This is a genomic window from bacterium, from assembly GCA_018812485.1.
GTDB lineage: Bacteria > JAHJDO01 > JAHJDO01 > JAHJDO01 > JAHJDO01 > JAHJDO01.
The window spans coordinates 1-17,486 of record JAHJDO010000071.1 but is presented as its reverse complement, the minus strand read 5'-3'; the positions used below and the strand labels follow the sequence as shown (position 1 = coordinate 17,486).

The 17,486-nt window shown below is 37.5% G+C and carries 33 protein-coding genes; all 33 read right to left on the bottom strand.

All coding sequences use genetic code 11. From position 1 onward, the window contains the following. Positions 1 to 3: 3 nt before the first annotated feature. Complete coding sequence (locus tag KKC91_05500) at positions 4 to 237, bottom strand: hypothetical protein (GenBank protein MBU0478004.1); 234 nt, start codon at positions 235 to 237, stop codon at positions 4 to 6. Continuing rightward, positions 230 to 1,162, bottom strand: a complete 933-nt coding sequence (ftsY, locus tag KKC91_05495) for a signal recognition particle-docking protein FtsY (GenBank protein ID MBU0478003.1) — start codon at positions 1,160 to 1,162, stop codon at positions 230 to 232. The genes KKC91_05500 and ftsY overlap by 8 nt, the downstream gene beginning before the upstream one ends. Continuing rightward, complete coding sequence (locus tag KKC91_05490) at positions 1,159 to 2,346, bottom strand: FAD-binding protein (protein ID MBU0478002.1); 1,188 nt, start codon at positions 2,344 to 2,346, stop codon at positions 1,159 to 1,161. The genes ftsY and KKC91_05490 overlap by 4 nt, the downstream gene beginning before the upstream one ends. A gap of 46 nt (positions 2,347 to 2,392) precedes the next feature. Further along, positions 2,393 to 2,746, bottom strand: coding sequence for a 50S ribosomal protein L17 (rplQ, locus tag KKC91_05485; GenBank protein ID MBU0478001.1), 354 nt, complete (start codon positions 2,744 to 2,746; stop codon positions 2,393 to 2,395). Between the two features lie 3 nt (positions 2,747 to 2,749). After that, positions 2,750 to 3,778 carry a DNA-directed RNA polymerase subunit alpha gene (locus KKC91_05480; protein MBU0478000.1) on the bottom strand — a complete coding sequence of 343 codons (1,029 nt, stop codon included), beginning with the start codon at positions 3,776 to 3,778 and terminating at the stop codon, positions 2,750 to 2,752. A 55-nt stretch (positions 3,779 to 3,833) separates the two neighbouring features. Next, positions 3,834 to 4,460, bottom strand: coding sequence for a 30S ribosomal protein S4 (gene rpsD, locus KKC91_05475; GenBank protein MBU0477999.1), 627 nt, complete (start codon positions 4,458 to 4,460; stop codon positions 3,834 to 3,836). A 19-nt stretch (positions 4,461 to 4,479) separates the two neighbouring features. After that, positions 4,480 to 4,878, bottom strand: a complete 399-nt coding sequence (gene rpsK / locus KKC91_05470; protein MBU0477998.1) for a 30S ribosomal protein S11 — start codon at positions 4,876 to 4,878, stop codon at positions 4,480 to 4,482. Continuing rightward, positions 4,878 to 5,261: a 30S ribosomal protein S13 gene (gene rpsM / locus KKC91_05465; protein MBU0477997.1), complete on the bottom strand. Its 384-nt coding sequence runs from the start codon at positions 5,259 to 5,261 to the stop codon at positions 4,878 to 4,880. Before rpsM ends, rpsK begins: the two co-directional genes overlap by 1 nt. Before the next feature lie 20 nt (positions 5,262 to 5,281). Beyond that, positions 5,282 to 5,395 (bottom strand): 50S ribosomal protein L36, encoded by a 114-nt coding sequence (gene rpmJ, locus KKC91_05460; protein MBU0477996.1) that lies wholly within the window; start codon positions 5,393 to 5,395, stop codon positions 5,282 to 5,284. A gap of 2 nt (positions 5,396 to 5,397) precedes the next feature. After that, on the bottom strand, positions 5,398 to 5,616 hold the full coding sequence (gene infA, locus KKC91_05455) for a translation initiation factor IF-1 (GenBank protein ID MBU0477995.1): 219 nt from the start codon (positions 5,614 to 5,616) through the stop codon (positions 5,398 to 5,400). Next, on the bottom strand, positions 5,609 to 6,268 hold the full coding sequence (locus KKC91_05450) for an adenylate kinase (GenBank protein MBU0477994.1): 660 nt from the start codon (positions 6,266 to 6,268) through the stop codon (positions 5,609 to 5,611). Before KKC91_05450 ends, infA begins: the two co-directional genes overlap by 8 nt. Positions 6,269 to 6,319: 51 nt before the next feature. Continuing rightward, positions 6,320 to 7,633 (bottom strand): preprotein translocase subunit SecY, encoded by a 1,314-nt coding sequence (gene secY / locus KKC91_05445; protein MBU0477993.1) that lies wholly within the window; start codon positions 7,631 to 7,633, stop codon positions 6,320 to 6,322. After that, a complete protein-coding gene (gene rplO, locus KKC91_05440; protein ID MBU0477992.1) occupies positions 7,633 to 8,073 on the bottom strand; it encodes a 50S ribosomal protein L15 in 441 nt (146 codons plus the stop codon). The genes secY and rplO overlap by 1 nt, the downstream gene beginning before the upstream one ends. Further along, entirely contained in the window at positions 8,074 to 8,550 is a 477-nt protein-coding gene (gene rpsE, locus KKC91_05435) for a 30S ribosomal protein S5 (protein ID MBU0477991.1), read from the bottom strand. A 33-nt stretch (positions 8,551 to 8,583) separates the two neighbouring features. Continuing rightward, positions 8,584 to 8,937 (bottom strand): 50S ribosomal protein L18, encoded by a 354-nt coding sequence (rplR, locus tag KKC91_05430; protein MBU0477990.1) that lies wholly within the window; start codon positions 8,935 to 8,937, stop codon positions 8,584 to 8,586. 12 nt (positions 8,938 to 8,949) lie between these two features. Further along, positions 8,950 to 9,501, bottom strand: coding sequence for a 50S ribosomal protein L6 (gene rplF / locus KKC91_05425; protein MBU0477989.1), 552 nt, complete (start codon positions 9,499 to 9,501; stop codon positions 8,950 to 8,952). A 9-nt stretch (positions 9,502 to 9,510) separates the two neighbouring features. Continuing rightward, positions 9,511 to 9,906 carry a 30S ribosomal protein S8 gene (rpsH, locus tag KKC91_05420; GenBank protein ID MBU0477988.1) on the bottom strand — a complete coding sequence of 132 codons (396 nt, stop codon included), beginning with the start codon at positions 9,904 to 9,906 and terminating at the stop codon, positions 9,511 to 9,513. 15 nt (positions 9,907 to 9,921) lie between these two features. After that, the gene (locus KKC91_05415) at positions 9,922 to 10,107 is read right to left on the bottom strand and encodes a type Z 30S ribosomal protein S14 (protein MBU0477987.1); all 186 of its coding nucleotides are present in this window, start codon (positions 10,105 to 10,107) and stop codon (positions 9,922 to 9,924) included. A 49-nt stretch (positions 10,108 to 10,156) separates the two neighbouring features. Continuing rightward, entirely contained in the window at positions 10,157 to 10,705 is a 549-nt protein-coding gene (rplE, locus tag KKC91_05410; GenBank protein MBU0477986.1) for a 50S ribosomal protein L5, read from the bottom strand. Between the two features lie 2 nt (positions 10,706 to 10,707). Continuing rightward, on the bottom strand, positions 10,708 to 11,040 hold the full coding sequence (gene rplX / locus KKC91_05405) for a 50S ribosomal protein L24 (GenBank protein MBU0477985.1): 333 nt from the start codon (positions 11,038 to 11,040) through the stop codon (positions 10,708 to 10,710). 20 nt (positions 11,041 to 11,060) lie between these two features. Then, positions 11,061 to 11,429 carry a 50S ribosomal protein L14 gene (gene rplN / locus KKC91_05400; GenBank protein MBU0477984.1) on the bottom strand — a complete coding sequence of 123 codons (369 nt, stop codon included), beginning with the start codon at positions 11,427 to 11,429 and terminating at the stop codon, positions 11,061 to 11,063. Positions 11,430 to 11,431: 2 nt separating this feature from the next. Further along, positions 11,432 to 11,638: a 30S ribosomal protein S17 gene (gene rpsQ / locus KKC91_05395; GenBank protein MBU0477983.1), complete on the bottom strand. Its 207-nt coding sequence runs from the start codon at positions 11,636 to 11,638 to the stop codon at positions 11,432 to 11,434. 25 nt (positions 11,639 to 11,663) lie between these two features. After that, the gene (gene rpmC, locus KKC91_05390) at positions 11,664 to 11,891 is read right to left on the bottom strand and encodes a 50S ribosomal protein L29 (GenBank protein ID MBU0477982.1); all 228 of its coding nucleotides are present in this window, start codon (positions 11,889 to 11,891) and stop codon (positions 11,664 to 11,666) included. Further along, positions 11,891 to 12,319 (bottom strand): 50S ribosomal protein L16, encoded by a 429-nt coding sequence (rplP, locus tag KKC91_05385; protein MBU0477981.1) that lies wholly within the window; start codon positions 12,317 to 12,319, stop codon positions 11,891 to 11,893. Before rplP ends, rpmC begins: the two co-directional genes overlap by 1 nt. 1 nt (position 12,320) lies before the next feature. Continuing rightward, on the bottom strand, positions 12,321 to 12,944 hold the full coding sequence (rpsC, locus tag KKC91_05380) for a 30S ribosomal protein S3 (GenBank protein ID MBU0477980.1): 624 nt from the start codon (positions 12,942 to 12,944) through the stop codon (positions 12,321 to 12,323). Next, the gene (gene rplV / locus KKC91_05375; protein MBU0477979.1) at positions 12,913 to 13,371 is read right to left on the bottom strand and encodes a 50S ribosomal protein L22; all 459 of its coding nucleotides are present in this window, start codon (positions 13,369 to 13,371) and stop codon (positions 12,913 to 12,915) included. Before rplV ends, rpsC begins: the two co-directional genes overlap by 32 nt. A 10-nt stretch (positions 13,372 to 13,381) precedes the next feature. Next, positions 13,382 to 13,678 (bottom strand): 30S ribosomal protein S19, encoded by a 297-nt coding sequence (gene rpsS, locus KKC91_05370; GenBank protein ID MBU0477978.1) that lies wholly within the window; start codon positions 13,676 to 13,678, stop codon positions 13,382 to 13,384. Between the two features lie 2 nt (positions 13,679 to 13,680). Continuing rightward, positions 13,681 to 14,511, bottom strand: coding sequence for a 50S ribosomal protein L2 (rplB, locus tag KKC91_05365; protein MBU0477977.1), 831 nt, complete (start codon positions 14,509 to 14,511; stop codon positions 13,681 to 13,683). Between the two features lie 9 nt (positions 14,512 to 14,520). Next, positions 14,521 to 14,802, bottom strand: coding sequence for a 50S ribosomal protein L23 (gene rplW, locus KKC91_05360; GenBank protein ID MBU0477976.1), 282 nt, complete (start codon positions 14,800 to 14,802; stop codon positions 14,521 to 14,523). Continuing rightward, positions 14,799 to 15,431 carry a 50S ribosomal protein L4 gene (gene rplD, locus KKC91_05355; GenBank protein ID MBU0477975.1) on the bottom strand — a complete coding sequence of 211 codons (633 nt, stop codon included), beginning with the start codon at positions 15,429 to 15,431 and terminating at the stop codon, positions 14,799 to 14,801. Before rplD ends, rplW begins: the two co-directional genes overlap by 4 nt. Positions 15,432 to 15,436: 5 nt before the next feature. Continuing rightward, positions 15,437 to 16,069, bottom strand: a complete 633-nt coding sequence (rplC, locus tag KKC91_05350; GenBank protein MBU0477974.1) for a 50S ribosomal protein L3 — start codon at positions 16,067 to 16,069, stop codon at positions 15,437 to 15,439. Positions 16,070 to 16,083: 14 nt separating this feature from the next. After that, entirely contained in the window at positions 16,084 to 16,392 is a 309-nt protein-coding gene (gene rpsJ, locus KKC91_05345) for a 30S ribosomal protein S10 (protein ID MBU0477973.1), read from the bottom strand. A gap of 35 nt (positions 16,393 to 16,427) precedes the next feature. After that, on the bottom strand, positions 16,428 to 17,486 hold a 1,059-nt coding region (tuf, locus tag KKC91_05340), incomplete at its 5' end, for an elongation factor Tu (GenBank protein MBU0477972.1).

Genomic DNA, 17,486 nt, shown 5'->3' with positions numbered 1-17,486 from the left:
TAGTCAATCGCTTTTCTCTGAATGTCTTACTTTTTTCTTTTTAAAATCCGAATAGTCCTTCATATATGTTCTAATTCTTCTTATTCTTTTAAAAAAAATAATTGCCATAATAACCAAAAACACATACATTACGACTTTAAAATAAATATTATCTATTCTAAAAATAGCCGGCCATACACTAAATATTGCTAGAAATATCAGTATTGTTTCAATATATCTGCTTGCTTTTTTATTCATATAATATTGCCTTTACAAAGTCAGCAGGCACAAAATTTTCTATATCATCTATTCCCTCTCCTATACCAACAACTTTCACAGGTATTCCTAATTCGTCCTCAATAGCAATAACTATGCCTCCTTTTGCTGTACCATCCAACTTTGTTAACATTATGCCTGTAACTCCCAGATTCTCTAAAAAAATCTTTGTCTGATACACAGCATTATGTCCTGCTGTAGAGTCTATTATTAATAACACTTCAATATTAGATGGTTGTATATTTTTGCATATTACCCTGTTCATCTTTTTCATTTCTTCCATTAGATTTATTTTTGTGTGTAATCTACCAGCTGTATCAATTAACACAATATCCTTTCTGGTTTTTTCTGCTGATATCATTCCATCATACAAAACAGAAGCAGGGTCAGCTCCATATCGAGATTTTATAAGTTCCAAATTTGCCCTGTCAGCCAATATCTCTATCTGCTCGTTTGCTGCTGCTCTAAATGTGTCTGTTGCAACAAGTAAAACCTCTTTTCCCTGCTTTTTATATCTATGTGCAATCTTTACAATACTGGTTGTTTTGCCAACCCCATTTACACCAACAGCTAATATAACTTTCAAAGGCATCTTACATCCAGTCAACTGGTGTTGTGGAAGAATTTCTCTCTGATTATTTCTTTCAAAAACCTTTAGTAATTCTCTTTCTAATGCACACAAAATAGCCTGAAAATCATTTTTATCAGTATTATGTATTGAGCTTTCTAAATTATTTATGATCTTATGGGTTGTCCTAACTCCAATATCAGCTGTTATCAAGATCTCTTCCAATTTCTCCAGAATCTCATGTTCTAGATGTGGTCCCAAAACACTCTTTATTTTCTTTAATCCTGAGAGTATACGAGATCTCGTTTTGAAAAGTGCGTTATTTAGATTATGTTTCAAGATAAAACTTGTTTTAGTTTACTAGTAAGAGCTGGAACTATATCAAACAGATCTGCGACAATTCCATAAGTTGCAACTTGGAATATGGGTGCATCTGGATCTTTGTTAATAGCTACAATTATATCAGACGAACGCATGCCAACTAAATGTTGAACTGCTCCAGATATTCCACATGCGATATACAATCTAGGTTGAACTGTCTTCCCTGTCTGGCCTACTTGATGATAAGAAGGGATCCATCCTGCATCAACTGTCGCTCTCGACGCACCCACTGCTGCGCCAATACTATTGGCAAGGTCTTTTATTAAGTTAAAATTCTCCGCTTTACCTAAGCCTCGTCCACCAGAGACAATAATTTCCGCCTCTTGTAGATCAACTACTTGCGATTCCACTACTATTGTATCTACAATCTTTGCAACTAAATCATCAATCTTTAGCTCAAACCCTATTTTTACTATCTCTCCTTTTCTATCAGGATTTCTCTCTGGCTTTTTAAAAACCTTAGGTCTAACTGTTGCCATCTGAGGACGATGCTGAGGGCATATAATTGTTGCCATAATATTACCGCCAAATGCAGGTCTGGTTTGCAATAACAGTCTCTTGTCCATGTCAATACTTAGCCCTGTACAATCCGCTGTTAGACCAGTCTGAATCCTCACAGCTACTCTTGGAGCCAAAGACCTGCCTATTGTTGTTGCGCCAATGAGAAAAATCTCCGGTTTATATTTATTAATTACATGCGCTAGAACGTCCGTATACACACTATTCTTATAAGATTCTAATTTAGGATCACTTGCCAGATATACCCTGTCTGCGCCAAAGAATAGCAGCTCCTTGGCAATTTTATCAACTTTATTCCCAAGCAAAACTACTGATAATTCTTCCTTTAATATATCCGCTAATTTCCTTGCCTCATTCAATAGTTCCAGTGTTACAGTCTGAAGTTCATCATGTCTTTGTTCTGCAAAAACCAATATACCTTTATATTCATCAGTTGATATTTTTTTCTCTTCTTTGTCCAAAACTATTGCATCAAATCTGCATGCATCCACACATGCTCCGCATAATGTGCAATTATCCAGAATTTTAGCTTTTTTCTCTACTACCTCTATAGCAGAAAATGGACAGACAGGGATGCATTTTCTGCAACCTGTGCATTTGTTAAGAATAATTTTTATTGGCATTGCTTGATTAACCTCTGAAATAATACTTAAAAAGAGTTAAAACTCTTTACTTAACAATTTCTACAATAACCTGTGGAGCAGCGTCTCCGAGCCGTGCACCTATCTTTATCAAACGTATATATCCACCTTGCCTATCCTTAAGCTCAGGAGCGATTTTATTAAATAACTTTGTTAATATTTTTTTGTTAACAATTGTAGCTGCTGCTATGCGCCTGGCGTGTAAATCCCCTCTTTTTGCTAAACTGATTAATTTATCACCTAATCTTTTAATCTCTTTACCTTTTGCCTCTGTTGTTTTAATCTTTTCATGCTCAAATAGAGCACATAATAAATTCATAAACAAAGCTTGCCTATGGCTTGAGGTCCTGCCCAGTTTTCTACCCGCTTTTCTATGCCGCATTCTTTACTTCTTCTTTTTGGTTTGCGTTTTTAATTTTTCTTCTTTTTTCTCTTCTTTCAAATCCTTTGAGGCTTCTGACTTGCCTTTAAAATCTAATCCCATTTTACTCAAAATTTCCCTTATTTCATTCAAAGATTTCTTCCCAAAATTTCTATATTTGAGCATGTTAGCTTCTGTTTTTTGTACAAGTTCTCCAATTGTTTTAATATTTGCTGCCCTCAGACAATTGGACGCTCTAACAGATAATTCTAACTCGTTTATGTTCTGCTTTAAATACCCCTCTCTTTTTTTCTCCTCTTCACTAACCTGCTCTACTTCCTCAGTTTTTATCTTTTCAGGAGCTATAAATAACATCAAATGTTCATTAATAATCTCTGCAGCAGAAACAATAGCATCATATGGAGAAACAGTTCCATCTGTCCGTACTTCCAAGATTAGTCTATCATAATTCGTCCGCTGTCCAACTCTTGCATCTTCTACAGTATAACTCACTCGTCTTACCGGGGAAAAGAATGAATCAATACTTATTAAATCAACTGGCTGCTTTTTCTCTTTATTTTCTTCTGCAGTTATGTATCCTCTTCCTTTGCCAACATGAATCTCCATATCCAACTCAGCATTTTTATTGAGTGTAGCTATGTGTAAATCCGGATTAATAATCGCTACTCCGCTGCTTACTTTAATATTAGATGCTTTTACCTCTTTAGCGCCTTTTACCTTAAGAGCCAGTACCTTGGGAGAATCCCCCGAACTCTTTACAATTAACTGTTTTAAATTCAAAATTATCTCAACAACATCCTCTTTTACATCCTTTATTGTAGAAAATTCATGAAGAACATTTTTTATTCTAACAGCTTTAACAGCCGTACCTTCTAACGAAGAAAGCATAACTCTACGAAGCGCATTACCTATGGTTGTACCAAAACCACGCTCAAAAGGCTCTATTGTAAATTTCCCAAATGTATTATTAGACACCTTATCATCACATTTCACTTTTTGGGGCATCTCGAAATTTTTTAACTTTAAAGACATATCCTTCTCCTATTTTTAAATCTTCAATCGTAATAACAGTTATTGAAACTGGAACTTATTTTGAATACAATTCAACAATCAGTTGTTCTTTTAAGGACACTCCCATTTCCTCACGAGATGGAACCCTGAGTATCTTCCCTGTGAGATCTTTCTTATCAACTTCCAGCCAAGGAGGAATCTCCTTTTCCTTTGTTATCTCAATTATATCTTTAAAAAAATCACATTCTTTATCTTTCGCTTTTATCTGTACTTTTTCATTCGGATTTACTAAATATGAGGGAATATCTACCACTCTTCCATTTACAAGAAAGTGACCATGTCTTATCAATTGCCTGGACTCTCTTCTAGTCGTTGCAAAACTACAGCGAAAAACAACATTATCTAAACGCCTCTCTAATAACTCTAACAATATATCTCCTGTTACGCCCTTGCTCTTAGCAGCTATTTTATAATATCCCTTGAATTGCTTCTCTAAAATACCGTATATTCTCTTTGCTTTTTGTTTTTCTCTTAACCTTAAGCCGAAATCTGACATCTTTCGTTTTCTCTGAACGCGCTTACCTAGAGCAGCATTTCTTTTCTCCAATGCACATTTTTCAGTATTGCAAACCCTGCCTTTCAAAAACAACTTTTCTCCATCTCTCCTACACAATCTACAAACCGGCCCAATATATCTACCCAAGTTTATAACCTCCCGCTAATTAGACTCTTCTTCTCTTAGGCGGCCTGCACCCATTATGTGGTACAGGCGTTACATCCTTTATCAAATTTATTCCTAATCCTGCTGACTGGAGAGCCCTTATTGCTGTTTCTCTACCACTTCCAGGTCCTTTTACATAAACCTCAACTTGTCTCATTCCACACGCAATAGCCTTCTGCGCAGCTGTTCCAGCAGTTACTTGCGCTGCAAACGGCGTGCTTTTTCTTGAACCTGAAAAGCCACTGTTACCAGCGCTTGCCCATGATATAACATTACCTGAAAGGTCCGTTATAGTAACTATTGTATTATTAAATGTTGCCTGGATATAAACAACACCAGAAGGAACATTTTTAGTTACTTTCCTGACCGATTTCTTAGTTTTTTTCTTCACTTTAGTCATTATTCTTTACTCTCTTTCTGCCTAGCTCTCATTACTATCTTTCTTGGCCCCTTTCTAGTTCTTGCATTGGTCCTCGTTCTTTGCCCTCTAAGCGGCAAATTTTTACGATGTCTAGTCCCTCTATACGAGCCTATATCAATCAACCTTCTAATATGAGAAACCACATTACGACGCAAGGAACCTTCTATTTCATAACCTTCCTGCATTATAGAGGCAATCTTACTTATTTCATCTTCTGTTAAATCTTTCACTCGCTTGTCTGGAGAAACATTCACAATCTTTAGAATCTTTATGGATAACGCTCTACCTATACCGTAAATATATGTTAACCCTATTACGACTCTCTTATCTTTTGGTAAATCTACACCATGAATTCTAGCCATTTTATTCCTATCTATGCTTTCTACTTCTGTCTTTGCTTATGTTTTGGATTCTTACAAATAATCCTAAGAACACGACCCCTTTTTACCACCTTACACTGATCACATATTTTCTTAACTGAAACTCTTACTTTCATAATTATTTAAACCTGTATACGATTCGCCCTCTTGTTAAATCATAAGGAGAAGGCTCAACACTTACTTCATCCCCTGAAAGAATTTTTATATATCGCATTCTCATCTTACCGCCGAGATGAGCCAGCACTTTATGCCCGTTTTCTAACTCTACTCTAAACATTGCATTGGGTAATGTATCCACTACTTTGCCCCTTACTTCTATTGCTTCTTCTTTACCCACTTTTACTCACTCTTCCTAAGCAGTTATAGACTTCCACAAACATTTCATCAGCTTTTTTATTGGCATTAATTTCACAGAACGAATCTTGCTTTTTATAATATGAGATTAATTTTTTTGTTTGTGTCTTATACACCATCAATCTCTCTTTCACAACATCTTTTTTATCATCGTCGCGCTGATACAACCTATCAGCACACTTGTCACACTTATCCTCAACCTTAGGAGGAATATTCTTAATATGATAAATTTCCCCGCAATTCTTACACGTCCTTCTCCCAGAAAGTCTTTCTATAATTATCTCCTGAGATGCTTTTAAATTAAGAATCGCGTCAACAACTATATTAAGCTCATCGAATATCAATTCCAATGCCTCGGCTTGTTTTATAGTCCTGGGGAACCCATCCAATATAAAACCAGTTTTACAATCTTCTTCGAGAACTCTTCCTTCTACCATTTGTATCATAATATCATCAGGAACCAGTTTCCCATTATCCATATACTCTCTGGCTTGATTTCCCACATAAGTTTCATTATTGACATTATCTCTAAGAATATCCCCTGTAGATAGATGAAATATACCAAATTTTCTCGCAATCATCTCAGCTAGTGTTCCCTTACCTACTCCTGGAGCCCCTAATAGAATTATATACATAATTGAGATAAAATCCTAATCTTCAAAATTCTAAACACTGTTATTCCTCGCTCAATACCGCGCTCTCAATCTTCCTTTTTTCATAAACCCTTCATAATGTCTCATTAACAGGTGTGATTCTACCTGTTTCATTGTATCCAGAGCAACTCCAACAACTATTAAAAGCGAAGTTCCTCCAAAATAAAATGGAATATTCAGCCACTTTGTCAACAAGGTTGGTAAGATTGCTATAGCTCCTAAAAATATACCTCCTGCAAAAGCAATTTTTGTCATTATCCTATCAAAATATTCAGCAGTTGGTTTGCCGGGTCTTATACCAGGAACAAATCCACCATACTTCTTCATATTATCAGCCATTTCTACAGGATTAAAAGTAATAGCTGTGTAAAAGTATGTGAATAATATAATTAAAACAACATACATTATCATACCGGGCCATTGGTTCATCGAAAAATAAGAAACAATGGTTCCAATTATTGAACTTTTACCTGGCAAAAAGGTCATTATTGTCTGTGGAAACATCATAATAGAAACTGCAAATATAATCGGGATCACTCCTGCCTGGTTTACACGTAAAGGGATATGCGTATTCTGTCCTCCGTACATTTTCCTTCCAACAATACGCTTCGCATATTGAACAGGTATCTTCCTGTACCCTTGCGTAATTAAGACCACTGCTGCAATAACTACAATCATAATTGCCACGAGAAATATTAATGTAAAGAACCTCATCTGCCCAGTATCAAGTAACCCCCAAGTCCTGCGTAGATCTCCAGGCATTCCAGCAACGATTCCTGCGAAAATTATAAGTGATATTCCATTGCCTATCCCGCGTTCAGTTATCTGTTCTCCCAGCCACATAATGAACACCGTTCCTGTGGTAAGAGTCATTACAACTATGAAGTGAAAATAGAGACCTGGATTAGGAACTATTTTTAATCCCCCAAAACTATGCGGGTTAGACAACCATAAGCTAATACCGGTGGATTGAATTATACTCACTACTATTGTTCCGTACCTGGTATACTGAGTTATCTTCTTTCGTCCAAAATCTCCTTCTTTTGACAATTTTTCTAAATAAGGGATAACCGGAGTCAATAACTGCATTATGATTGAAGCGCTGATATACGGCATTATGCCCAAGGCAAATATGGACAGTTTTCGTAACGCTCCTCCTGAAAATAGATCTGCCATTCCAAAGAGAGTGCCCTGCATTCTAGCAAAATAGTCAACTAACGCACTAGTATCTATACCTGGCGTTGGGACAAAAGCACCTATTCTAAAAACAGCTATAATAGCCAAAGTAAACAAAACCCTTTTCTTTAATTCTGGTATTCTAAATATATCTCGAAATCCTGAAAGCATTATATAACCTCTGCAGTTCCTTTAGCGTCTCTAATCTTCTTAATAGCACTCTTACTAAAGCTATGCGCTCTTATGTTTAACTTTTTCTTTAACTCTCCCATACCTAAAATTTTGACTAAAACATTCTGAGACTTTAGCAGCCCTTTCTCTATAAGATGCTCAAGATTCACAACTGAACCGTCATTAAAACAATTTAGTTTCCCTATATTTATAACTACTATTTTCTCCCTTGAGCGACTTGTAAATCCTCTTTTTGGTACTCTCCGATAGAGAGGCATTTGTCCGCCTTCAAAACCACGGCGAACTTTGCCACCAGATCTTGCTTTCTGGCCCTTATTTCCCTTACAAGCAGTTTTCCCATGGCCAGAACCATTACCACGTCCAACTACTTTCTTTCTCTTATTAGCACCCCTAGGAACTTTCAAATTGCCTAATATCATTTATCTGTGCCTTTTCTTTGATAACTCATAAATCTCTGATATATTTCTCAAGCCTTCTATTGTTGCTCTAACAACATTTATCGGGTTATTGGATCCCAAACATTTTGTCAGAGCATTTTGAATACCAACAGCTTCCAATACAGCCCTAACCGCGCTTCCTGCAATTACACCTGTTCCCTTTGAAGCAGGTTTTAACATAATTCTTGCTGCATCATAATGGCCTACTATTTCAAATGGGATTGTCGTATCTACAATTAAAACATCTATCATATTCTTCTTTGCTGATTGGACAGCCTTTTTTATTGACTCAGGCACTGCATTTGCCTTACCTATGCCATATCCTACTCTTCCATTTCCATCACCTACTACAGCCAGACTGCTAAAACCGAACTTCCTTCCACCTTTTACAACCTTACCAACCCTATTTACATGCACAATCCGCTCTATTAGCTCCTGCTCCTCTGACGCCTCTTTTATTCTATTTTCTCTCAAACTAGTATCCTCCTCACGCTAAAACTTAAGCCCAGCTTCTCTGGCCGCGTCCGCTAAAGCCTTTATGCGACCATGATATAAATATCCTCCCCTATCAAAGACAACATCTGTAATCTTATTATTTAACGCCTTCTCCCCCAGCATCTTTCCCACAGCTTTTGCTGCTAGTATGTTTCCTCCGTACTTTATTTCCCCCCTACAGTCTTTTGAACGAGTTGATACTGAAAGCATTGTCTTACTATTCCCATCATCAATCAATTGAACATATATATGCCCCAAACTTCTAAAGACACTCAACCTTGGCCTTTGAGCTGTACCAATAACTTTTTTTCTTACTCTTTTATGTCTTCTAGCTCTACCTTCTAATTTCATCAGCAGTATCCTTTATGCCTTCGCATCAGCTGTAGCTGTCTTACCAACCTTATGTCTAACGTACTCGCCTAAGTAGCGAATCCCCTTTCCTTTATATGGCTCTGGCTTTCTCATATTCCTAATTGTGACAGCTACCTCGCCTACCAACTGTTTATCAATCCCTTTCACCACAATCTGATTGTTTTTCCTTACTTCGATTTCTATATTTAACGGAACCTCATATACTATTGGATGTGAAAATCCCAATTGCAGCTGCAACTTCTGCCCCTGGACTTGAGCTCTATACCCCACCCCTTTGATTTCCAGAATTTTTTCAAACCCCGTAGTTATTCCTATCACCATATTGGAGATTAAAGCTCTGTGTAATCCATGTTTTGCCCTTGCTGATTTTCTATCTGATCCTCTCTTTACAATAATCTTGTTATCCTCTACAATTGCAGATACCTCTGCGTCTAACTTATGTTCCAGAGCGCCTTTAGGTCCGCTAATCTTAATTAGATTCCCATCTATTTGCACCTTAACACCATCCGGAATATCTATTGGCATTTTTCCTATCCTAGACACCATTTCCTCCTACCATGCATAGCAAATAACCTCGCCTCCAATTTTCTTCCTTCGACATTCTTTATCAGTCATTATTCCTTCTGAAGTAGATAAGATGGCTATTCCTGAGCCTCTCTTTACTCTGGGGATTTTAGAAGCAGGTACATATATACGTAGACCTGGTTTACTTACTCTTTCTAAACCTCTTACCATAGGTTCTTTTTTATCATAGCGCAAATCTATTTCTATGATTTTATGGCTATTATTAGCCTCAACTTTATAATCCTGAACGAACCCCTCTTTTTTTAGAATCTCTATTATATCAGCCTTCAATGTGGAGGCTGATACAGATAAATGGCTCTTATTAACCATATAAGCATTTCTAATCGACGTAAGCATATCCGATATTGGATCTGTTACAGGCATCTTTATCCTCCTAAATTACCAACTAGCTTTTATAACTCCAGGAAGTTTTCCACTCAGAGCTAATTTTCTAAAGCACATTCTACATAATCCGAATTTTCTTAGATATCCTCGCGGTCTTCCGCACAAATTACACCTATTGTACTTTCGCACTTTATATTTTGGCTCTCTTTTGGCTTTTGCTATAAGCGCTTTTTTTGCCATACCTTCCCTTCCTCAAATTCTAAATTCTAATATTGAAACTCGAAACAAACTATGTATCATCTCTAGTAAAAGGCATACCTAACAATCTTAACAACTCTCTTCCTTCGTCAGGAGTTTTTGCACTAGTGACAATTGTAACATCTAAACCATGGACTTTCTCTGTTTTATCAACATCTATCTCTGGAAATATAATTTGTTCCTTAATACCCAATGTATAGTTTCCTCTAACATCAAAAGATTTCGGAGAAACTCCTCTAAAATCCCTTATACGTGGCAGAGTTATATTTAACAAGCGATCAAGAAATTCATGCATTTTACTTCGCCGTAGGGTTACTTTAGCACCTATTGGCATTTCAGCCCTGAGCTTAAATCCTGCTATAGACTTCTTTGCTTTTGTAATAACTGGTTTTTGCCCTGTTATTGCTCCCAGTTCTAAACATGCACCATCCAAAACCTTCTTATTCTCTATAGCCTCTTTTAGACATGTGTTAAGCACAATCTTTTCCAATTTCGGGACCTGTAGTTTATTTTTATACCCAAATTTCTTCATCATTTTGGATACTACTTCTTCTTTATATTTTTTTTCTAACCGCGTCATCTTTAACTCTTGTCAATTAACTCATTGCAACGTTTGCAATATCTCACTTTGTTTTTATTTTCCAATATTTTGAATCCGATTCTCGACCCTTTTTCACATCGCACGCAATATAACAATAAATTAGACACATGCAGAGATGTCTCTTTTTCTACTATCCCCCCTTGTCGATTCTTCTGTGAAGGTTTTGTGTGTTTCTTAACAAAATTCACTCTCTCTACAATAGCTCTCTGTTTCTTCGGAAATACACGCAAAACACGCCCTGTCTTGCCCTTCTCCTTCCCTGATATAACCACAACTTGATCACCTTTTTTAATATAATTATGTTCTTTAGCCATTTAACTCTTCACTTTTTCTTTTAAATAACCTCAGGAGCTAATGAAATAATTTTAGTAAACTCCTTATCCCGCAATTCTCTGGCAACTGGTCCAAAAATCCTCGTTCCAATCGGATTCTTCTGAGCATCAATTATAACACCAGCATTTTTATCAAACTTTATATATGAACCATCTTCTCTTCTAATTTCCTTTCTTGTTCGCACAATAACAACTTTTACTACCTCCCCTTTTTTAACAGCACCCTCAGGAGTTGACTCTTTTACAGACGCTACTACAATATCGCCTATTCGGGCATATCTTCTGCGTGTGCCTCCTAATACCTTGAAGCACATCAACTTTTTTGCTCCTGAATTATCAGCCACGTTGAGAATGGTTTGCGCTTGTATCATATTTAGCTATTAGCCCTTTCTATAATCCTCGAAATATACCATCTTTTATCTTTACTTAGCGGTCTGGTTTCCTTAATTTCCACTCTATCGCCTATATGCGCAGAGTTATCTTTATCGTGCGCTTTAAACCTGCTGAATCTTCTCACTCTTTTTTTATAGACTGAATGTAAAACCAGCCTTTCTACTAAAACGACAACCGTCTTATCCATCTTATCACTAACAACAACGCCTGCTTTAGTCTTTGTTATTTGAATCCTTCTCACTTTTCTCTTCCTCTATCTGTCTCTCTCGCAAGACAGTCTTAATTCTTGCTATATCCTTTTTTAATCGTCCAGTCCTTTTTGTATCCTCCAATTGCCCCGTAGATGAACGAACATTCAAATTAAATATTTCCTGTTTTAAATTAACAAGCTCTTGATCCAATTCTATATTTGTCATATCTCTAAACTTACTAACCTTCATTATGATGTCACACCCAATTTTCCTCTGACTATGAATCGTGTCTTTATAGGCAGTTTTGTTGCTGCAAGTTTCATAGCCTCTCGTGCTAAATCTTCTGGAATACCGCCTAGCTCAAACAAGACTCTACCCGGCTTGATAACTGAAACCCAGTACTCAGGGGCTCCTTTCCCCTTTCCCATCCTAGTCTCAGCTGGCTTTTTTGTTACAGGCTTATCAGCAACTACTCTTATCCAAACCTTGCCACCTCGTTTAATATATCTTGTCATTGCAACTCTTGCAGCTTCAAGCTGACGGCTAGTTATCCACGCACATTCTAAAGCTTTCAAACCATATTCTCCAAAACTTGTATTATGCCCTCTGCTGGAGATTCCCTTCATACGTCCTCTCTGCATCTTTCTATGTTTAACGCGTTTGGGAATTAATGCCATCTTATATAATCTCCCCTTTGCACACCCACACCTTTACACCTATTATCCCGTACGTAGTATGTGCTTCCGCAAAACCGTAATCTATATCAGCCCTTAAAGTATGCAGAGGTATCTTTCCATCCTTTGCCGTTTCCCTTCGTGCTATCTCAACTCCTCCAAGACGCCCGGAACAAACTATTTTCATGCCTTGCGCTCCAGATTGCATTGCTAAGCTGACAGCTTTTTTCATTGCTCTTCTAAATGGAACTCTTTTTATCAACTGCGCTCCTATGCCCTTTGCAACCAATTGCGCATTTATAGCTGGGTTTTCAATTTCCACAATATTTATAACAATCTGCTTGTTTGTCATCTTTTCCAAGCTTTCTCTTAATCGATCAATTTCCGTACCTTTTCTACCAATAATAACTCCTGGTCTTGCAGTGTGAAGATTTATAGTTGCCTTTCCTAATGACCGGCGAATTTCTATATCAGCTACACCTGCATGTTCTAAATTCTTGTTAATATATTCACGAATATGTACATCCTCTAAAATAAGGGATGCATAATCCTTCTTCGCAATCCAACATGACTGAGAGGTTTTTATTCCCCCTAATCTAAACCCTACTGGATGAACCTTTTGTCCCATTCTGTGTCCCTTTTTCTGACTCTTCAGTTTTTAATATTTTATCAGAAGATCCCTCTTCCCTAGATTGCTTATTCTGTAATACCGATACTTTCTTTTTAATTTTATCCTGCAACACTATATTAATATGACTCGTCCTTTTTCTTATTTTAACCGCCCGTCCCTTTGCTGCAGCCCTAAATCTCTTCATAACAGGTCCTATATCAACTGTAATCTTGGAGATATATAAATCTTGCTCATTTATATTTGCTAGTTGTGCAGCATTTGCTACTGCTGAGCGCAAAACTTTTTCAACAGGAATAGATGTTCTCGAGACAAGTTTAAGAATATTGAGCGCTTTAGTTACGTCTCTGCCTCTAATAAGATTTACCACATCCCTTAACTTCCTTGGAGATGCATGGATAAATCGTGCTTTTGCTCTTGCATACATGACGTCTTTATTACTCCTTTTTCGATCCTTTTTCTTCTACTTTAGACTTCTGCCCACTATGTGCGCGAAATGTGCGTGTATGGGAAAATTCGCCCAGTTTGTGTCCAACCATATTTTCTGTTATGTACACTGGTATAAATTTCATCCCGTTATGTACACCAATGCTCTGACCAACAAAATCAGGTATAATAGTACAACTACGCGACCACGTCTGAATAATCTTTTTATTACCGGATCTTTTAGCTTCTTCCATTTTCTTTACCAGCTTTTGGTCTAAATATGGTCCTTTTTTAATTGATCTAGACATTTTTATGCTTTATTCCTATGTTTTATTATGTATTTATCCGATTCTTTACGTTTTTTCCTTGTTTTAAATCCTTTAGTAGGCTGTCCCCACGGGGAAACAGGATGTCTTCCTCCTGAACTCTTTCCCTCTCCGCCTCCAAGAGGATGGTCAACAGGATTCATAGCCACACCTCGCACCTTTGGACGTTTACCTAACCAGCGGCTTCGACCTGCTTTACCACTTGATATGCTGTTATGGTCAATATTACCAACCTGCCCAATAGTAGCCATGCAATCTAGGAAAACAGCTCTAACCTCCCCTGATGGAAGTCTTACATGCGCATAGTTCCCCTCTTTTGACATTAACTGAGCACTTGCTCCAGCGCTACGCGCTAATTGGCCACCCTTATTTTTATATAATTGCACGTTATGAATTAAAGTACCTGCAGGGATATTTCTTAAAGGCAGACTATTACCTGCTTTTATTTCTACCGTTTTCCCAGATATAATTTTGTCACCCACTCTAATTTCTGCCGGCGCGATTATATATTTCTTTTCACCGTCAAGATACTGCGTTAGAGCAATTCTGCTCGTTCTGTTTGGGTCATACTCAATTGAAACTATTTTCCCCTCTATATCTTTCTTGCTTCTCATAAAATCAATAATACGGTATTTTCGTTTATGCCCGCCGCCTCTGTGCCTTACAGTAATCTTGCCTCTAACATTACGCCCACTCTTTTTATTCAATGATACAGTGAGACTCTTTTCAGACTTGCTTTTTGTAAGCTCATCAAATGCAGGCAGCTCCGCAAATCTTCTACTTGGAGTTGTTGGTTTATGCTTTTTTATTGCCATAATTACTCGCTAAATAAATTCTATTTTATTGCCTTCCTTAAGTGTTATAACAGCCTTCTTCCAATCAGGCGTTTTTCCCTCAACTTTCCTAACCCTTTTCTTTTTACCCTGTAGTTTTATAGTATTAACTTTCTCTATCTTTACGTTAAATATCTTCTCTATTGCGTTCCTGATCTCAATTTTATTTGCATTACAACCTACTTTGAAAACATATTTGTTCTGCTTCTCGCCAATATCTGTGCTCTTTTCCGTAATCAGCGGACCTTTTATAATTTCATATATACTTTTCATTCTTTATGCATCATCCTATTTGAGAAATTAGCAAAGCTATCTCTGTCGCAAAATAAAATATCATGCGCCAAAATATCATACGTATTAACACTCGCTGAACTTATAACTCTTATATCCTGCAAATTCCTCATAGACCTGGCTGTACTCTCGTCTATTTTATCTTTTATAACCAAAACTCTTTTCCCAGGACAAAACTTAGAAAAAATGCCGGCTGCATCCTTTGTCTTTCCGCTTTTAACAACAAGGCTATCTATCAGCATTATTTGATTATCCTTATACTTAACATTCACTGCAGACTTTAGGGCCAAATCCTTTACTTTTTGCGGGATAGAGTAATGAAAGTCTCTTGGCTTCGGACCAAAAGTAACGCCGCCTTTTCTCCATAAAGGAGAGGAATTACTCCCTGCGCGTGCTCTACCTGTTCCTTTTTGTTTCCAAGGTTTCGCACCTCCTCCTCTAACTTCAGCCCTTGTCTTCGTATTAGCAGAACCCTTCCTCTTATTTGCCAGATACATTCTCACTGCTTGTTGCAAAACCGATTCATTAACCTTTTTATCAAATATTTTATTATCTAGCTTAAGCTCTTCTGATTCTTTTTTATCAATGCTATATACTTTAATAGTTGCCACAGTAATTAACCCTTCTTTTTAGCCTTTTCCACTATCACAATTCCTCTACTCGCTCCAGGGACAGCTCCCCTTATAACTAATAAATTTTTCTCCTTATCCAACCGCACAATTTCAAGACTTTGTATAGTAACTTTCTTGTTTCCCATATGCCCCGGCAACTTTTGCCCTTTAAATACACGCGAAGGAGAAGAACTAGCACCTATGGATCCAGGAGCTCTGTGAAATCTTGAGCCATGAGACGCAGGTCCTCCTTTAAATCCCCATCTCTTTATTACACCCGCAAACCCCTTCCCTTTGGAAGTTCCACATACATCAACAAAGCTTCCTTCCTCGAAAATATCAACCTTCAGTTCCTGTCCTACTTCATAATCGTTAAGATTATTCACCCTGAATTCCCTTATATATCTTTTAGGGTTTACTTTTATCTTAATAAACTTAGCCTTCAAGGATTTTGTTAATTTCTTTTCCGCTATATCCTCATATCCTAACTGAATAGCCTCATATCCTTCTTGATCTGATGCTTTTTTTTGCAAAACAACACATGGTCCAGCTTCAATCAAAGTAACAGGTATAACTTCTCCCTTCTCCCCAAAAATCTGTGTCATGCCTACTTTTCTACCTATTAGACCAGAGAACATTATAATTCCATTTCCTACAATTTAACCTCAACATCAACCCCAGACGGTAAGTCAAGCTTCATCAATGCATCCACAGTCTTAGGAGTTGGCTCTATAATATCTATCAGTCTTTTATGTGTTCTTATTTCAAACTGTTCACGTGATTTTTTATCAACATGAGGGGATCTTAATACTGTAAATCTTTCCTTTCTTGTTGGTAATGGAATAGGTCCTATAACAACAGCACCTGTTTTCTCAACTGTTTTAACTATCTCCTTAACAGATTGGTCAAGCAATCTGTGGTCATTAGCCTTCAAACTTACCCTTATCTTTTCCTTTGGCATTTTGTTATCCTATAAGTACTGCCTATCTACTTAGTTCACTTAATAATTTTAGATACAACACCAGCACCTACCGTCTTACCTCCCTCTCTTATCGCAAATCTTAAACCATCTTCCATTGCTATCGGCGCTATTAACTCTATCTCTAAATCTACATTGTCTCCTGGCATTACCATCTCTACCCCTTGAGCTAACTTTGCAGTTCCTGTTACATCTGTTGTCCGAAAATAAAACTGCGGCCTGTATCCCTTGAAAAATGGCGTATGCCTTCCTCCTTCTTCTTTCTTCAATATATACACCTTTGCTTTAAACTGTGTATGCGGTGTTATTGTCCCAGGAGCCGCCAATACTTGTCCTCTCTCTATATCTGCTCTCTCTATTCCTCTCAACAATACTCCTACATTATCTCCTGCCTGTCCCTGATCCAACAGCTTCCTAAACATCTCTACTCCTGTTACCACAGTCTTCTTCGTCTCTCGTAACCCTACTATCTCTACGCTCTCTCCTACCTTTACTACTCCTCTCTCTACTCTTCCTGTCCCTACTGTCCCTCTTCCTGTTATCGTGAATACATCCTCTATTGCCATTAGAAATGGCTTTTCTATCTCTCTCTTTGGTAACGGTATATATTCGTCCATCTGCTTTAATAACTCTAGCACTGGTTTGCATTTCTCGCACTCTTCTTTCCCGCATCCACAATCCATTGCCGCTAATGCCGAACCCATTACCACTGGTATATCATCCCCAGGAAATTCATACTTCGTCAATAACTCCCTTACCTCTAGCTCTACTAATTCCAACAGTTCCTTATCATCTACCTGATCCACCTTATTTAAAAATACCACCAGTGACGGCACTCCTACCTGCCTTGCTAATAATATGTGCTCTCTTGTCTGCGGCATTGGTCCATCTGCTGCGCTTACTACTAACACTGCTCCGTCCATCTGTGCTGCACCTGTTATCATATTCTTTATATAATCTGCATGCCCTGGACAATCTACATGCGCATAGTGCCTATTCTCTGTCTCATATTCTGCATGATGTACATTTATCGTTACTCCTCTCTCTTGCTCCTCAGGCGCATTATCTATCTCATC

Bases quoted from the DNA above. Each gene is read 5' to 3' on its own strand.
- rpsK (MBU0477998.1), bottom strand. From the start codon at position 4,878: ATGACTAAAGTGAAGAAAAAAACTAAGAAATCGGTCAGGAAAGTAACT.
- rplP (MBU0477981.1), bottom strand. From the start codon at position 12,319: ATGGCATTAATTCCCAAACGCGTTAAACATAGAAAGATGCAGAGAGGA.
- KKC91_05480 (MBU0478000.1), bottom strand. From the start codon at position 3,778: ATGTCTTTAAAGTTAAAAAATTTCGAGATGCCCCAAAAAGTGAAATGT.
- rplX (MBU0477985.1), bottom strand. From the start codon at position 11,040: ATGGCTAAAGAACATAATTATATTAAAAAAGGTGATCAAGTTGTGGTT.
- rpmJ (MBU0477996.1), bottom strand. From the start codon at position 5,395: ATGAAAGTAAGAGTTTCAGTTAAGAAAATATGTGATCAGTGTAAGGTG.
- rpsJ (MBU0477973.1), bottom strand. From the start codon at position 16,392: ATGCCAAAGGAAAAGATAAGGGTAAGTTTGAAGGCTAATGACCACAGA.
- rplB (MBU0477977.1), bottom strand. From the start codon at position 14,511: ATGGCAATAAAAAAGCATAAACCAACAACTCCAAGTAGAAGATTTGCG.
- KKC91_05490 (MBU0478002.1), bottom strand. From the start codon at position 2,346: ATGCCAATAAAAATTATTCTTAACAAATGCACAGGTTGCAGAAAATGC.
- rplW (MBU0477976.1), bottom strand. From the start codon at position 14,802: ATGAAAAGTATATATGAAATTATAAAAGGTCCGCTGATTACGGAAAAG.
- rpmC (MBU0477982.1), bottom strand. From the start codon at position 11,891: ATGAAGGTTAGTAAGTTTAGAGATATGACAAATATAGAATTGGATCAA.
- rpsC (MBU0477980.1), bottom strand. From the start codon at position 12,944: ATGGGACAAAAGGTTCATCCAGTAGGGTTTAGATTAGGGGGAATAAAA.
- rplC (MBU0477974.1), bottom strand. From the start codon at position 16,069: ATGTTCTCTGGTCTAATAGGTAGAAAAGTAGGCATGACACAGATTTTT.
- KKC91_05415 (MBU0477987.1), bottom strand. From the start codon at position 10,107: ATGGCAAAAAAAGCGCTTATAGCAAAAGCCAAAAGAGAGCCAAAATAT.
- secY (MBU0477993.1), bottom strand. From the start codon at position 7,633: ATGCTTTCAGGATTTCGAGATATATTTAGAATACCAGAATTAAAGAAA.
- rplE (MBU0477986.1), bottom strand. From the start codon at position 10,705: ATGACGCGGTTAGAAAAAAAATATAAAGAAGAAGTAGTATCCAAAATG.
- rplR (MBU0477990.1), bottom strand. From the start codon at position 8,937: ATGAAATTAGAAGGTAGAGCTAGAAGACATAAAAGAGTAAGAAAAAAA.
- rplN (MBU0477984.1), bottom strand. From the start codon at position 11,429: ATGATACAAGCGCAAACCATTCTCAACGTGGCTGATAATTCAGGAGCA.
- KKC91_05450 (MBU0477994.1), bottom strand. From the start codon at position 6,268: ATGTATATAATTCTATTAGGGGCTCCAGGAGTAGGTAAGGGAACACTA.
- rpsH (MBU0477988.1), bottom strand. From the start codon at position 9,906: ATGCCTGTAACAGATCCAATATCGGATATGCTTACGTCGATTAGAAAT.
- rpsQ (MBU0477983.1), bottom strand. From the start codon at position 11,638: ATGGATAAGACGGTTGTCGTTTTAGTAGAAAGGCTGGTTTTACATTCA.
- KKC91_05500 (MBU0478004.1), bottom strand. From the start codon at position 237: ATGAATAAAAAAGCAAGCAGATATATTGAAACAATACTGATATTTCTA.
- rplQ (MBU0478001.1), bottom strand. From the start codon at position 2,746: ATGCGGCATAGAAAAGCGGGTAGAAAACTGGGCAGGACCTCAAGCCAT.
- rpsS (MBU0477978.1), bottom strand. From the start codon at position 13,678: ATGTCTAGATCAATTAAAAAAGGACCATATTTAGACCAAAAGCTGGTA.
- rpsM (MBU0477997.1), bottom strand. From the start codon at position 5,261: ATGGCTAGAATTCATGGTGTAGATTTACCAAAAGATAAGAGAGTCGTA.
- rplV (MBU0477979.1), bottom strand. From the start codon at position 13,371: ATGTATGCAAGAGCAAAAGCACGATTTATCCATGCATCTCCAAGGAAG.
- rplO (MBU0477992.1), bottom strand. From the start codon at position 8,073: ATGATATTAGGCAATTTGAAAGTTCCTAGGGGTGCTAATAAGAGAAAG.